The sequence below is a fragment of the Nosocomiicoccus ampullae genome, assembly GCF_001696685.1.
GTDB lineage: Bacteria > Bacillota > Bacilli > Staphylococcales > Salinicoccaceae > Nosocomiicoccus > Nosocomiicoccus ampullae_A.
The window spans coordinates 97,424-110,810 of record NZ_MBFG01000004.1 but is presented as its reverse complement, the minus strand read 5'-3'; the positions used below and the strand labels follow the sequence as shown (position 1 = coordinate 110,810).

Here is a 13,387-nt window from a genome sequence, read left to right as displayed (position 1 = left end):
CCTCAAAATATTTCTACCCTATATTATACACAATATAGGGTAGGAATGATGAATGATTTAATTCGTCTAAACTGATTCGCTTGTTTAGTTGTTTAACTCTGATTCTCTTTTAATTTTAGCAATATCTGAGCGGATGAGAATCGAAATTATTAACGCTACGACAAACATCGCAACGAAAATGTATAATGTCATGTCGTAACTTTGTGTTGCTTCGTAAATTTTTGCTACGATAAATGGTCCAACTAAACCTGCAAGTGCCCAAGCTGTTAAAATATATCCGTGGATTGCACCGAGTTGTTTAGTACCGAATAAGTCAGCGATATACGCTGGAATTGCTGAGAATCCTCCATCGTAACAAGAAATCATGATGAATAACATAATCATGAATAGTACGCCGTTTGTTGTAAACGGTAGTAACGCAAATACGACGATTTGAATGATGAAGTATATAGTATACACATTTGGTCGACCAATATAATCTGAGATACTTGCCCAGAATAATCGTCCTGCACCGTTAAATACTCCCATAATTCCTACCATCAGTGCCGCACTCTTTACAGATAAACCTGCAACTTCTTGTCCCATTGGACTTGCAACTGCTAATATCGCGATTCCACACGTAATATTTATGAATAACATTAACCATAAGAAATAGAATCGACGTGTTTTAATTGCTTCGTTCGCAACAAGTTGCACGTAGTCTTTCTTTTGCTCTGGTTGTTCTTCTAATGGAACACCTGATGGGTGGTAACCTTCAGGTGGTCTTTCGATATAGAGACTCGCTGAAAGCATAATTACGAAGTATGTCGCCCCCATTATGTAAAACGTGTTTGCGATTCCAACTGAATCGATTAAGTACCCCATTACTGGACTTGCGATCATCGCTGCAAATCCGAATCCCATAATTGCAAGACCTGTCGCCATTCCACGTCGATCTGGGAACCATTTAACTAAAGTTGAAACTGGTGTAATGTACCCGATACCGAGTCCAATACCACCGAGGACACCGTAACCAAGATATAGTAACCAAAGACTTTCAATCTGTACGGCAAACCCAGAAACGATTAAACCAGATGCGAAGAATATCGTTGAGATTAAACCTGATGCTCTTGGTCCTCTCGCTTCAACAAAGTGACCCATAAATGCTGCAGATGTTCCTAAGAAAAATATCGCGATACTAAAAATTAGCGATACTTCACTTAACGTCCAACCAATTTTGTCTTGTAATGGTTGAGTAAATACACTCCACGCATAAACAGACCCGATAGAAATATGTAAAGCTACACCGGCCAGTGCTATGAGCAGCGATTTTTCGTTGTTGACATTGTGTTTCCCCCTTACTTCCTTTTCACAAAGTTGTCAATCAAGTATAATTAGAATTATATAACTGTAAGTAAGGGTTTACAATATATTTTTTAGGGGTTAATTAAATTGAATATCATTTCAAATGAAACGATTATAAAATATAAAAATAATGCATTCGAAACGTTAACTGACAAGGTCGCTACAGAGTTTCCATTAACGATTTACATCAATGACACAGAGTTTGCAACACTCGTTTGTACACCAGACCATCTCGAAGAATTAGTCATCGGTTTTTTAGCTTCTGAAGGAGTAATTCGTTCATTTAACGATATTAAAACGATGAACATCGATGACCGTGGTGGTTTTTGTCACATTGAAACAACTCGAGAAATTCCGATTGATGTGTTCAGCTTTACAAAACGCGTCCTCGGGTCATGTTGTGGTAAAAGTCGACAGTTTTATTTCCAAAGTGATATGGAGATGTCAAAAGTATCGATGTCTAAAACGAAAGTGACACCAGAGCAGATTGTTGACCTTATGGAGACGATGCAAAATACGTCTGACGTCTTTAAAGAAACTGGCGGTATTCATAACGCGAGTATTGCTTCACCTGACGGAATCATCGTACAACGTGGAGATATCGGTCGACATAACGCACTCGATAAACTTTACGGCTATTGCTTAAAAAACGGTATTACCGTTCACGACAAAGTGATTATTTTTAGTGGAAGAATGTCTTCTGAAGTATTAACGAAAGTGTCTAAAATCGGAGTCGGAATTGTATTGTCTAAATCGGCACCGACGGACCTGGCGCTTCGCCTTGCTGAAGATTTAAATATAACGGCAGTCGGTTTTATTAGACGTGGTGGATTCAATATTTATAGCCATCCGAATAGAGTGATCGGAGCAAAAGAGGAGTAACGCATAGCGTTACTCCTATTTATATATGTCTTTCTCTATAAAATCCGGCTTTAATTGTACTGCTTCGTAATGTGATTCTAACACTCTAGCAATAGAATCTGGCCATTTTATATCCGTCGCATATAAATGCGTTCCTGGCGAGTTTGGATTCCATCTCATATCGTAGAGCGTTACTTGATTATTATCAAAATAATGCTCTTTAATAAATTTCGCACCACCGAGAATTGCGTTCTCTTTTGAATCCCAATTTGCTTTTTTGGCATAACTGCTTCCTGTTTTTATCGCCCCGATATCAAATGCTCCAATCCCAAAGTAATTATAGTACGTAGTTCCATCAACTTTAATTCCTTTTGCGAGCTCTGACTTTCCGTTACCTGTTTCTATTTTTGCATGTGCTATTAAATATAATGCATTCACATTATATTCTTTTTCTGCCTGAACAAAAAATTCACCAGTATCTTTTAAAACACCTGAGTCTTTTAACAATTCATTAGCATCTTCAACAGAGATTTTTGACTGATTATCTAGTTGTACAAACTGAAATACGCCTTGGTGTTTAGGGTCCATAGCATTTTTAATATCTTCATCTGTCGCAGGTACAAGGTAGCCCGAATCAAATTTTAAATCTTCTGTTCCATTATTTAATTGTAGTTGTAACGCTTCTTCAAATGTATACAAAGGCTCGTCCTCCGATTCCACTAAGTAACTCATCGAAACGATAAATGCGATTATAAATGTCACGATAACGATTAACATCATAATGACCATCGCGTGGCTTTGAATTGATTTATTCATAACTCTCCTTTAATTAAAACATGACTATAGCACTTATAGGCTTATAATGTCTTGCCTTCCATTTGGAGCAATAATTGTATCGTCGACATTAAATCACTAAACTCTTCAGGTGTTAACGATTGTTGACCATCACTCCATGCTTTTTCAGGATTTTGGTGCACTTCGATTTGAAGTCCATTAGCCCCTGCCATTACCGCTGCTTTTGCCATTGACGGAATGACGTAACGAATACCTGCTGCATGAGATGGATCGACGACGATTGGTAAATGTGACTCTTTTTGTACAACAGGTACTGCTTGAATATCTAGCGTATTACGAGTTGCATCTTCAAACGTACGGATACCGCGCTCACAGAAAATAACGTTTTTATTGCCACCTGCTAATATATATTCTGCACTCATTAACCATTCTTCAATTTTTGCTGACATACCGCGCTTTAAAAGAATTGGTTTATCTGTTTGGCCGATTGCTTTTAATAGATCAAAGTTCTGCATATTACGTGCACCGATTTGAATGACGTCAACCATGTCAACAAATGTATCTAAATGTTCTGTTCCCATAAGTTCTGAAACGATTGGAAGTCCGGTTTCCTTTTTTGCTTCATTTAAAATTTTTAACCCTTCCACGCCAAGGCCTTGGAAACTATATGGTGATGTTCTTGGTTTAAATGCTCCGCCTCTTAACGCGTTCGCACCAGATGCCTTTAGCTGTTTAGCGAGTTCTATTGTATCCGTCTCGTTCTCGACAGAACAAGGCCCAGCACACATTAAAAAGTGTGGCCCTCCAATTTTAACACCGCCGATATCGATAATACTGTCTTTTTCATGGAATTGACGGTTTGCTTTTTTATAAGGCGCGGTAATACGATATACACCTTCTACGATATGATATTTTTTCAGCGTGTTCACATCTACCTTAGATACGTCTCCTGTTAAGCCTAAAATAATTCTATTTGAACCGTTGGAACGATGTGCATTTAAGCCCATCGACTCAACGAACTGTGTAATTTCATCGATTTGGTTTTCACATGCGTTTTGTGAAATGTGAATAATCACAAACAATCCTCCTATCTAACTGCAAAAAAACTGCCACTAAAAGTGGCAGTCATAATATTACGTCCACACAATAATCTCTTAAGTATTGTAACACGTTTCATGTGAAACAAATAATACTTAACCTCCGAATAATCGTGCGAGAAACCCTTTTTTCTTTTTCTCTGGAGTAAATGTCACTTGAGAAGATTCTTCGTTCTCTTCTTTGTCCGTCTCTTTCGGTTGATAATCATTCATATCGTAACTATCTCGATTATCTTCGCTTTCAGTTTTTGATTCTTCTTGAATTTCTTCTTTTATCTCTTCAGACTCATCTTTAACTTCTTCAGTTTCTTCTACGTCTGATGGCTCTTCTGTTGTTTCTTCTTTTGGAATCGATGCTTCAATTTCTTCTAGCTCTTTATTATCAGATTCTACTTTTTCTGCAGAATGTTGAAGATCCTCTTTAATAGATGATACTTCTGATACGAGGAGTTTTTGTTGCTCTTTCGTATCGAGTAGATTTTCGTCATAACGGTCGAGTCGTGATACGAGCGTTTTAATATTTTGATGAAGTTCTACGTTTTCCTGACGCATTTCTTCTAGCTTATCGACGACGAGTCGTAGTGCTTTTAGTACCTCTTCATTCGACGCAACGTCATTTTTCTCTTCTTTATTTTTTTCTATAATATCATCTGCTTGTTTTAATACTTCATCTGCAGCGAGCTCTAACGTATACCCAGGTTCTTTAGAGATTTTGATCATCTCTTGTAATATAAGCACGTCATTTTGAGAAAATAGACGTCGTTGGTATTCGTCACGTGTCACTTCATATCCACGTTCTTCTAGCATACGGAAGTATTTACGTACGTTTTGATCAGACAATTCGACCATATCTGTCACTTGTGCCGTTGAATAATACACTGGTGTTTGCATTGTCGTCTCTCCTATCGTTATTTCTATCGTTATTATATTATAACCGATAGCGTTATAACTTTCTAGAGAATCCAGTAAAAAAGCCTAGCGACTTAGTATCGCTAGGCGTTATTTTAGTTAATTTTTAGTACTTCACGTACTTCTTTGTCTATGACGTTATATAAGTCTCTTTCGTCTGAAAGTTTTTTACCATAAGACGGAATCATCTTTTTAAGTTCCGCTTCCCACTTTTCAAACGAATCTTTAAATGAGTGTTTTAATACGTTGATCATCGCATCAGTTGATGTTGAAGCACCTGGTGATGCTCCGAGTAACGCTGCGACAGTTCCGTCTTCAGAAACGATTGTTTCTGTTCCGAACATTAATGTTCCTTTTCCTTTGTCTGTATCTTTAATGACTTGAACACGTTGTCCTGCTATGATTGTATCCCAATCTTCTTTTTTCGCTGTTGGAACGAATTCTCTTAACTCTTCAATTCTATCGTTGTCTGATAGTAATAATTGGCTAATTAAATATTTTGTTAATGGAATTTCTTTCGCTCCTGAAGCAAGCATTGTAAACACGTTGTTTGGTTTTACAGAACCAATTAAATCGAAGTATGACCCTGTTTTTAAGAACTTCGGAGAAAATCCTGCGAACGGTCCGAACAGTAATGATTTCTTACCATCGATATAACGTGTGTCTAAGTGTGGTACTGACATTGGTGGGGCACCAACTTTTGCTTTACCGTATACTTTTCCTTCATGTTGGTTAACGATCTCTTCATCTTGACAGACGAGGAAAAGTCCACTCACTGGGAAACCACCGATGTTTTTAGACTCTGGTAATTTTGTCTTTTGTAACAGTGGTAAACTTCCGCCACCTGCACCGATAAATACGAAGTCCGCAATATGGAATTCTGATCTACCAGTCGTTAAATCTTTCACTTGAACTTCCCATTTACTGTCGTCAATTCTCTTTAAATCTACGACTTCATGTTTATATTGTAATGAGGCGCCTTGTTCTTCTAGATTATCGAATAATTGCTTCGTTAACTCTCCAAAGTTAACGTCTGTACCTTTATCGATATACGTTGCAGCGATGTCATCGAATGACTCGCGTCCTCCCATCATAAGCGGCATCCACTGTTCTAACGTTTCTTTATCACTGCTAAATTCCATACCTTCAAATAATGGTTGGTCTTTTAATAGTTCTTGACGTTTCTTTAAAAATGCCACGTTTTCTTTACCTTCGACGTAGCTTAAGTGCGGTACTTTTTTAATAAATTTTTCTGGGGCTTTTAACTGACCTGAATTTACTAAATGTGCCCAATATTGTAATGACGTTTGCCATTTTTCATTGACGTTTACCGCTTTAGTAATGTCAACGTTGCCGTTAGCGTCTTCTGGTGTGTAGTTTAACTCACATAGTGCTGAGTGCCCTGTACCTGCGTTGTTCCATGGACTTGAACTTTCTAGAGCAGGAGCTTCTAGCGTTTCAAACATCTTAATATTCCAGCTTGGTTCTAACTCTTTAATGAGCGCACCTAGCGTTGCACTCATAATGCCGCCCCCAATAAGGACTACATTTTTCTTCTCCTCATTTGCCATATTGAATCGATCTCCCTATTTCATATTCAATTATTATTATATATGTCTCAATATCGTTATAAAAGCCTAGAACTTATCTTTTTTAAGTTAACCTAACTTCTTTTTAACATATTCAACAAATGTCTCTTCTTTGCCTGTTTTCGTCTCTACGAGTGCGATTTTCCCCATACCTTCAGGGAATTCAATAAATAGCCCGTGCTCATTCTGATATACGTCTTTAATATCTTTATAATCAAATACTCTGCGGTATGCTTCACCGTTCATATTGACATTCATTATAAGACGTTCATTCGTTGTAATGAATGCACCTTCCCACTCTGCTTGTCCTTGTACATTATAAATTAACGTACCTTCGACCGCTGGTCCGAATGACTCTGTCGGATATAGTTCTGATTCATTGATGTTTATTAATGACATAATTATCATCCTTTAATTTAAAATTTCCCATCCATTTTTATTTGCGATGATTTTAAGGTTCGTATCTGGTTTCACTACGACTGGATGCCCTACGAGCTTTAACATGCTTAAATCCGTCGCACTATCGCTATATGCATGGCTTTTATCCCAGTCGATATTTTTATGTTTTAAATGGTTACGAATTAAATCGATTTTCCTCGCACCAAATACTCGTACAAATGGTATTTTAGTCGATAGGACGCCCTTCTTATTGTAATTCACTTCTGAACCGATAATGTGGCTAAATTCATCTTTAAACATCGCCTTTAACATCGGTTGAAATGCACCTGAAATTAAAATCGTATAGTAGTCGTTATCACGTAACCATTGTAGCCTTTCGACCACCGTTTGGTTTAACTGTTCTCTCATCGCTTCTCCGACTTCACTGAAAAATGTCTCCACTTCATCTTTAGAAGCACCTTTAAATGCATAAATATAGGATTCTAATGCTTTATTTTGAAATTGGAGTTCTGGAACGAGTTTTAATTTGTGCCCAAAATACGTCGGTGCAAAGCGACGAACAAAGTGTTTATAGTACTTTTTATATTTTGGATTGTCACGCATATGGTATCGAAGTGTTTGGAACGTTTCATATGGATAAAGTGTTCCGTCAAAATCAAATAGTGCGACTTTCATATAGATGTCTCCTTTATGAGTGTTAACAGTTCTAGTTTATCATATTAAAGCTACGTTATAACACATTTAACATGTTGACCAAGTATAGATATTATTAGATTATAATATTAAGTATAGGAGGGGGAACCTATGAAAAATAAAAAGTTATTTACATATGGCATTTTATTTACAATACTAATTGCTTCAATCAGTTATATACTCGCTCAACTACCGTTACTATCGAGTATTGGAGCGCTTGCAATTGCGATTATTATCTCTATGATTTACAGAAATACTCTAGGTTACCCAGAACTATTATCCGACGGCATTACGTTCGTATCTAAAAAGTTACTACGTGTCGCGATTATTTTATACGGACTAAAACTTAACTTATATACAATCGCAACTGATGGTCTATGGCTACTCGTCGGTGGTGTTTTCGTAATTCTTTTTAGTGTGTTCCCATTAATGTTCATCAATAAGCTACTTAAAGGTAATGAAGACATCGCGTTATTACTTGGATTTGGTACAGGCATATGCGGTGCCGCTGCGATCGGTGCGGTATCGTCGATTATTAAAAGTGATGAAGAAGACACAGCGATTAGCATCGGTTTAATATCGCTCGTCGGGACGTTTTTCGCACTCATTTACACATTCTTATACCCGGTCGTTTCAATGACAGACACAGTGTACGGCATGTGGGCTGGAATCAGCTTACATGAAATTGCACAAGTCGTATTAGCAGGTGGAGTAAGTGACGATAGTCTCGCGTATGCGTTACTCGCAAAATTGTCTCGTGTATTTTTACTCGTGCCGGTGAGCTTTGCATTAATGTACATATGGTCAAAGCGAAATAACAGCACGAATGATAGACAAAAAGTGAATTTCCCATATTTTTTAATCGGCTTTTTATTACTTGCTGTCGTCAATACGTTTATAGATATTCCGAGCAATGTGTCGAGTATCGTTGACGAAATAGCGAAGTTCTTTATGATTATGGCAATGGTTGGCCTCGGTTTAAACGTTTCGTTTAAAACTCTCTTTAACAAAGCAAAAGCACCGATGGTATCTCTCTTAGTCACATCGAGTTTACTATCGATTATTACATATTTTGTATTAATTTTGTTTTAGAGCGTTTAACATACGTATGAATTGGATACATTGTATAATAGACAATTAGAAGGAGTGGACAATTATGTTTAGACATATTATTAACTGGTACGTTGCATCAAACATCTACCAGTCAGGTGTAAATAAAGTAAGAGCGAACGGTGAACTTGGAGAAGACTTTGAGAAAAAATTCAATGTAAACTCTAGAGAAATGTTAATTGCTGGCTACTTAGAAAGTGTCGGCGCAGTGTTAATGAGCTTATCACTAGTTAGTAAAACATTCGGACGCCTCGGTTCGTTAATGGCATCGATCGTTATGAGTGCGGCAGCTGTAAAGCACTACTTAGCTGGAGATAGCTTTGACGAGTCAAAATCATCACTTAAACTAGCATCACTTTCAATTTTAAGTTTCTTAGCATCATTAAGAAAATAATAACAAAGGCACGTTCCCTAAGTTTAGGAAACGTGCCTTTTATATTATTTTTCGTATTGATTTGGAATAAATGCCATACCAATTGCGCCATTACCACCATGTACTCCAAGTACTGTTCCTAGGTAATAGACGTGGTATTTAATATCCGGGAACTTTTCTTTAAAGTTTTCAACAATTTTTAATGCGTCTTGTTCCACATCACCGTGAACAACTACAACATCTAAATTCCCTTTAAAGCGTTCATACTTTTCAACTAATATTTCAACCCATTTCGCCATGACTCGACGATCTGTGCGTACTTTTTCGTATAACTTAACGCCTTCATCGTTATCAAACTTCATAATTGGACGAATGCGTAATAACGAGCCGAGAACTGCCGATGCAGAACCGAGACGACCACCTTTTACAAGGTTGTGTAAATCTTTAACGAGTAAATATACCTCTGATTCACTTGCCACCCACTTTAAGTGCTCGATAATCTTGTCAATTTCAACACCTGATTCATCAAGTTCCATCGCTTGTTCGACCATACTACCGATGACGTAAGATGTGTTTTCAGAGTTGATTGGATACACTTGAATCTTGTCTTTATATTCTTCCATAATCATCTGCATCGTTTGGAACGTTCCACTAAGTTTTGCAGATAAAGTAATACCAATCACTGCGTCATAGCCTTTTTCGACGATTTTATCTAATACGTCCATAAACGCTTGAGGCGATGGCTGTGATGACTTTGGTGGCGTCTTTTCTTTTTTTAACCTTCTGTAAAATTCTTGAATTTTAGTTTCATCTTTAGAGTCCTCAATCACGTCGCCATTTTCATATGTCACGTGAAGACTCACTCGATAAATATCTGGGTGATTTTCATAAGCTGGATCGAGATCCGCTGTACTATCGATAATGTATGCTATCTTCATAATAATCTCCTTAAATTTAAATTCTTTTATGCACTTCAAAATAACTATTGCAAACGAAATATTATATCAATTTCCATTATACAGATTAATATCGATCGATTCTATTATTAAACGTATGAAGGAAAAATAAAGTCTTTATGATGTGAGTAAAACTCCATAATGCGATACGGTGTTTTTACGAATGCATTGCATAAATCCAAATTGTTTAAATAAGGGACTATTATAATGCGCTTTTAAAACAACTCTTTTAGCTGCCACACGTTTTGCCTCTTCAATTACTTCTTCTGTTAAATTTGCATAGTTTGCATGTTGCTTTAATGAGTCTATACCTTCAGATTGTACCGCTTCATCGTACATCGGGTCGAAATAGACGACGTCATAACTATTTTCTGGTTGTTCTTTTAAGTATGAATATGCGTCTACATTATATGTTGTTAAACGCTTTGAAGCCTTCTCTAATTGTTGTAACGTATAGCGATATTTTATTAACCCTATAGACACAGTCAAATATATGCTACGAACGGACTCGAGAGATGTAACACTATCCGTTACATGGGCTGCGATTAAGCTGTCTGATGCGAGTCCCATTGTGCAGTCCAATATTTTATCGTTCTTTCTTAGATTTGTGGCTTCTAAAAATGGATCGTCTTCACCTTTTAGTAAGCGTCGTAATCGGACTTGAGCAAAATTCGGATGATACGTGAATGTACCTTCTTCTGATATATACTGTACTTTTTCTTTTCCGATAATGAGTATATCGTTACTTCTAGACCTTAGTTGTTTCACGCTTTGTTTATAACGCTCAACAAATTCTATATTGTACTTTTTTCCTAACTCAATAGTCTCATCGCGCAGTGCTGCATCGTACTTTAATGGCGTCGTAATAATCATCGTTTCACCTCTAAAAAAGAGTACTGAAAGATCAGTACTCTTTAAGATTATTCTGTGCGTTTACGTTCTAAGTCTATCTCAGACAGCTTGACCATTTTACTACCTGTTATTAACTTATGAATAACAATTGCTGCTCCAAATAATATAAACGGTAAGAAATGTCCAAAGACATTTTTAAAGTTTAAGTTTAATAAGTGTGGAATAGCCCCACCTGCGAATAGTAAGAGTAGCACTCCAATCACAACTATTTTACCAATCACATACCCTTTACCGACAAATGGTAAGACGTCTTCTACATTTTTTCCTTGTACTTTGATTGCTTTACGTAATCGAATTTGCGCCCAAACGTTAGAGCCCCAAACCACAATGATCAGCGATCCAACGAGTTCTAATAAGAAGAAAATCGCATTTTCTTTGAAGTTAGAAAATACAATAATTAAAAACACGGCAACGATTACTGTAATGACCGCTGAAAGCGGAGAACGTGTACGTTCGTTAACTTTTCCTAAAAATGCTGGTGCTTGCTTATTATTTGCGAGTGAATATAACATTCTACTTGCTGTGTATAACATCGAGTTCGATGCTGAAAGTAATGCTGTTAAAACAACTGCGTTTATGACAGACGCAGCAAATGCAATACCAATTCTATCGAAAACAATTGTAAATGGACTTTGGTTTACTGATCCGGATTCGTTTAATAACATCGGATCTGTGTATGGTAAAATCGCTGAAATGACTGCAATTGAACCGATATAGAATATAAGTATTCTCCAAAACACTTGCTTTACTGCTTTAGGCATCGATTTTTCTGGTTCGTCAGATTCTCCAGCAGTGACTGCAACAACTTCAGTACCTCCGACAGAGAAACCAGCTATAAGTAGTACACTAAAGAATCCAGCAAAGCCACCAACGAACGGAGCTTCTCCAATTGTGTAGTTTTTAAAGCCGTACGTTTCACCACCAAGGATTCCAAAAATCATTAACACACCGAATACGATAAATACAAAAATCGTAGTAACTTTTATAAGAGAAAGCCAATATTCCGCTTCACCATAAAGTTTTACTGTAAATATATTTAGTAATACGATGATAATGAAAAATACGATACTCCAGCCAAATGGTGAAAGAAACTGCATCGCTTCCCAAAACGTAATTACGTTTGCAGCAACGATTATGTCAACCGCAGATACTAATACGCCGATAATTAAATATAACCAACCGATTGCAAACCCAACCGATGGATCGATAAAACGCGTCGAGAACGCACTAAATGCACCTGACACTGGATAAAACGTCGCAAGCTCCCCGATAGTACTCATTAAAAAGTAAAGCATGACACCGATAATTAAATATGCAAGTAAAGCCCCTCCGGGTCCAGCTTGAGATATTACACCACCTGTCGCGACAAACAACCCTGTTCCAATCGCACCACCAATCGCAATCATAGAGACGTGACGTGCTTTTAGACCACGGTCCATTTCATTGTTGGACATATTGACTCCTCCTTTTCTTATTTTTGACATTCATTTTTATAAAATTGATATGAGTCATTTAAGTATCGTATACCTTTTTCTCTCCGTTTACAATACCTTTTCATGAAATAGTTAAAAGATTTTAATTTTTTTGAATAATTAAAATGTATATAAAAAAGAGCACCTTCTAGGCACTCCTTTATATAACTAATTCTTCATTTACTAAAAGTGATTTAAAAATTCCGTTCACTGTAATTTTCTCTACGATATTAGCCATCTCTTTTGGCGATTCTTTACAACCACCTTCTAACCAACGATGTATAATACCGATATGTGCATTGGACATATACGTAATAAGATAATTTCTAAAATTATCTTGAGCGATTGTAATACCATACTCTTTTTGTTTCGCCTCATAAAATTTATACGTATATTTTGAGAACTCCTCTATAAATTGTAATCGACCGACTGCAATTGCCGTTGCGAATATTTTATCTTTATGGTCTTCGATATATACAAATAACCCTTCAAGTATCTTTTTCATTTCTTCTTCTTTTTGAGTTACTTCCTTACTTCTATATAGCACATCCTCCACACCAATCATTAACTCTTTTTGATATGAGTCAATGAGATCGTATTTATCTTTATAATGGCTATAAAATGTTCCACGGTTAATCATCGCATGTTCGCAAATGTCTTTTACCGTGATATCTTCAAAACTTTTCTCACGAAGTAGCTCGACGATTGATTCATCGATACGTTTTAACGTCTTGATCACTCGCAAATCCATTTTTTTCATTTCTATCGCTCCTGTTTTATTCTTTGTATAATATTATACACTATGTTGATTAAAATTCTTGTAATTCGACTCACTGCGTATTATAATGTTTTATTGTACTCATCATTTTGACGGAAA

General features: G+C 36.7%; 14 protein-coding genes. 3 read left to right on the top strand and 11 right to left on the bottom strand.

Features of this window, described 5'->3' with window-relative positions; all coding sequences use genetic code 11:
• Positions 1-84: 84 nt before the first annotated feature.
• Complete coding sequence (locus BBS29_RS03740; RefSeq protein ID WP_373554033.1) at positions 85-1,266, bottom strand: L-lactate MFS transporter; 1,182 nt, start codon at positions 1,264-1,266, stop codon at positions 85-87.
• Positions 1,267-1,431: 165 nt separating this feature from the next.
• Between BBS29_RS03740 and fdhD the strand changes: the two genes are divergently transcribed.
• On the top strand, positions 1,432-2,226 hold the full coding sequence (fdhD, locus tag BBS29_RS03735) for a formate dehydrogenase accessory sulfurtransferase FdhD (RefSeq protein ID WP_441295485.1): 795 nt from the start codon (positions 1,432-1,434) through the stop codon (positions 2,224-2,226).
• Positions 2,227-2,241: 15 nt separating this feature from the next.
• Here the strand turns inward: fdhD and BBS29_RS03730 are convergent, their stop codons facing one another.
• From BBS29_RS03730 to BBS29_RS03705, 6 genes are all read right to left on the bottom strand, one after another.
• Complete coding sequence (locus tag BBS29_RS03730; protein ID WP_068129169.1) at positions 2,242-3,021, bottom strand: N-acetylglucosaminidase; 780 nt, start codon at positions 3,019-3,021, stop codon at positions 2,242-2,244.
• 41 nt (positions 3,022-3,062) lie between these two features.
• Positions 3,063-4,076 carry a 3-deoxy-7-phosphoheptulonate synthase gene (gene aroF, locus BBS29_RS03725; protein ID WP_068129167.1) on the bottom strand — a complete coding sequence of 338 codons (1,014 nt, stop codon included), beginning with the start codon at positions 4,074-4,076 and terminating at the stop codon, positions 3,063-3,065.
• 117 nt (positions 4,077-4,193) lie between these two features.
• Positions 4,194-4,988 carry a hypothetical protein gene (locus tag BBS29_RS03720; protein ID WP_068129165.1) on the bottom strand — a complete coding sequence of 265 codons (795 nt, stop codon included), beginning with the start codon at positions 4,986-4,988 and terminating at the stop codon, positions 4,194-4,196.
• Between the two features lie 113 nt (positions 4,989-5,101).
• Positions 5,102-6,577: a malate dehydrogenase (quinone) gene (gene mqo / locus BBS29_RS03715; protein WP_068129163.1), complete on the bottom strand. Its 1,476-nt coding sequence runs from the start codon at positions 6,575-6,577 to the stop codon at positions 5,102-5,104.
• An 87-nt stretch (positions 6,578-6,664) separates the two neighbouring features.
• Positions 6,665-6,994, bottom strand: a complete 330-nt coding sequence (locus BBS29_RS03710) for a hypothetical protein (protein ID WP_068129161.1) — start codon at positions 6,992-6,994, stop codon at positions 6,665-6,667.
• A gap of 12 nt (positions 6,995-7,006) precedes the next feature.
• Positions 7,007-7,669, bottom strand: a complete 663-nt coding sequence (locus tag BBS29_RS03705; protein WP_068129159.1) for an HAD family hydrolase — start codon at positions 7,667-7,669, stop codon at positions 7,007-7,009.
• 129 nt (positions 7,670-7,798) lie between these two features.
• On the opposite strand from BBS29_RS03705, the gene BBS29_RS03700 reads away from it, so the two are divergent.
• Entirely contained in the window at positions 7,799-8,779 is a 981-nt protein-coding gene (locus BBS29_RS03700; RefSeq protein WP_068129157.1) for a YeiH family protein, read from the top strand.
• Positions 8,780-8,843: 64 nt separating this feature from the next.
• Positions 8,844-9,191, top strand: a complete 348-nt coding sequence (locus BBS29_RS03695; RefSeq protein ID WP_068129155.1) for a hypothetical protein — start codon at positions 8,844-8,846, stop codon at positions 9,189-9,191.
• 44 nt (positions 9,192-9,235) lie between these two features.
• On the opposite strand, the gene BBS29_RS03690 is transcribed toward BBS29_RS03695, so the two are convergent.
• From BBS29_RS03690 to BBS29_RS03675, 4 genes are all read right to left on the bottom strand, one after another.
• Positions 9,236-10,108, bottom strand: a complete 873-nt coding sequence (locus BBS29_RS03690; RefSeq protein WP_068129153.1) for a DegV family protein — start codon at positions 10,106-10,108, stop codon at positions 9,236-9,238.
• Between the two features lie 135 nt (positions 10,109-10,243).
• A complete protein-coding gene (locus BBS29_RS03685; protein ID WP_068129150.1) occupies positions 10,244-10,999 on the bottom strand; it encodes a class I SAM-dependent methyltransferase in 756 nt (251 codons plus the stop codon).
• Positions 11,000-11,046: 47 nt separating this feature from the next.
• On the bottom strand, positions 11,047-12,492 hold the full coding sequence (locus tag BBS29_RS03680; protein WP_068129147.1) for an amino acid permease: 1,446 nt from the start codon (positions 12,490-12,492) through the stop codon (positions 11,047-11,049).
• A 178-nt stretch (positions 12,493-12,670) separates the two neighbouring features.
• On the bottom strand, positions 12,671-13,270 hold the full coding sequence (locus BBS29_RS03675; RefSeq protein ID WP_068129145.1) for a TetR/AcrR family transcriptional regulator: 600 nt from the start codon (positions 13,268-13,270) through the stop codon (positions 12,671-12,673).
• Between the last annotated feature and the right edge of the window lie 117 nt (positions 13,271-13,387).

What these genes read in the sequence shown, in the direction of transcription:
- BBS29_RS03710 (WP_068129161.1), bottom strand. Translation starts at nt 6,994, where the DNA reads ATGTCATTAATAAACATCAATGAATCAGAACTATATCCGACAGAGTCA.
- BBS29_RS03675 (WP_068129145.1), bottom strand. Translation starts at nt 13,270, where the DNA reads ATGAAAAAAATGGATTTGCGAGTGATCAAGACGTTAAAACGTATCGAT.
- BBS29_RS03705 (WP_068129159.1), bottom strand. Translation starts at nt 7,669, where the DNA reads ATGAAAGTCGCACTATTTGATTTTGACGGAACACTTTATCCATATGAA.
- BBS29_RS03685 (WP_068129150.1), bottom strand. Translation starts at nt 10,999, where the DNA reads ATGATTATTACGACGCCATTAAAGTACGATGCAGCACTGCGCGATGAG.
- BBS29_RS03720 (WP_068129165.1), bottom strand. Translation starts at nt 4,988, where the DNA reads ATGCAAACACCAGTGTATTATTCAACGGCACAAGTGACAGATATGGTC.
- BBS29_RS03700 (WP_068129157.1), top strand. Translation starts at nt 7,799, where the DNA reads ATGAAAAATAAAAAGTTATTTACATATGGCATTTTATTTACAATACTA.
- BBS29_RS03730 (WP_068129169.1), bottom strand. Translation starts at nt 3,021, where the DNA reads ATGAATAAATCAATTCAAAGCCACGCGATGGTCATTATGATGTTAATC.
- mqo (WP_068129163.1), bottom strand. Translation starts at nt 6,577, where the DNA reads ATGGCAAATGAGGAGAAGAAAAATGTAGTCCTTATTGGGGGCGGCATT.
- BBS29_RS03695 (WP_068129155.1), top strand. Translation starts at nt 8,844, where the DNA reads ATGTTTAGACATATTATTAACTGGTACGTTGCATCAAACATCTACCAG.
- BBS29_RS03690 (WP_068129153.1), bottom strand. Translation starts at nt 10,108, where the DNA reads ATGAAGATAGCATACATTATCGATAGTACAGCGGATCTCGATCCAGCT.
- BBS29_RS03680 (WP_068129147.1), bottom strand. Translation starts at nt 12,492, where the DNA reads ATGTCCAACAATGAAATGGACCGTGGTCTAAAAGCACGTCACGTCTCT.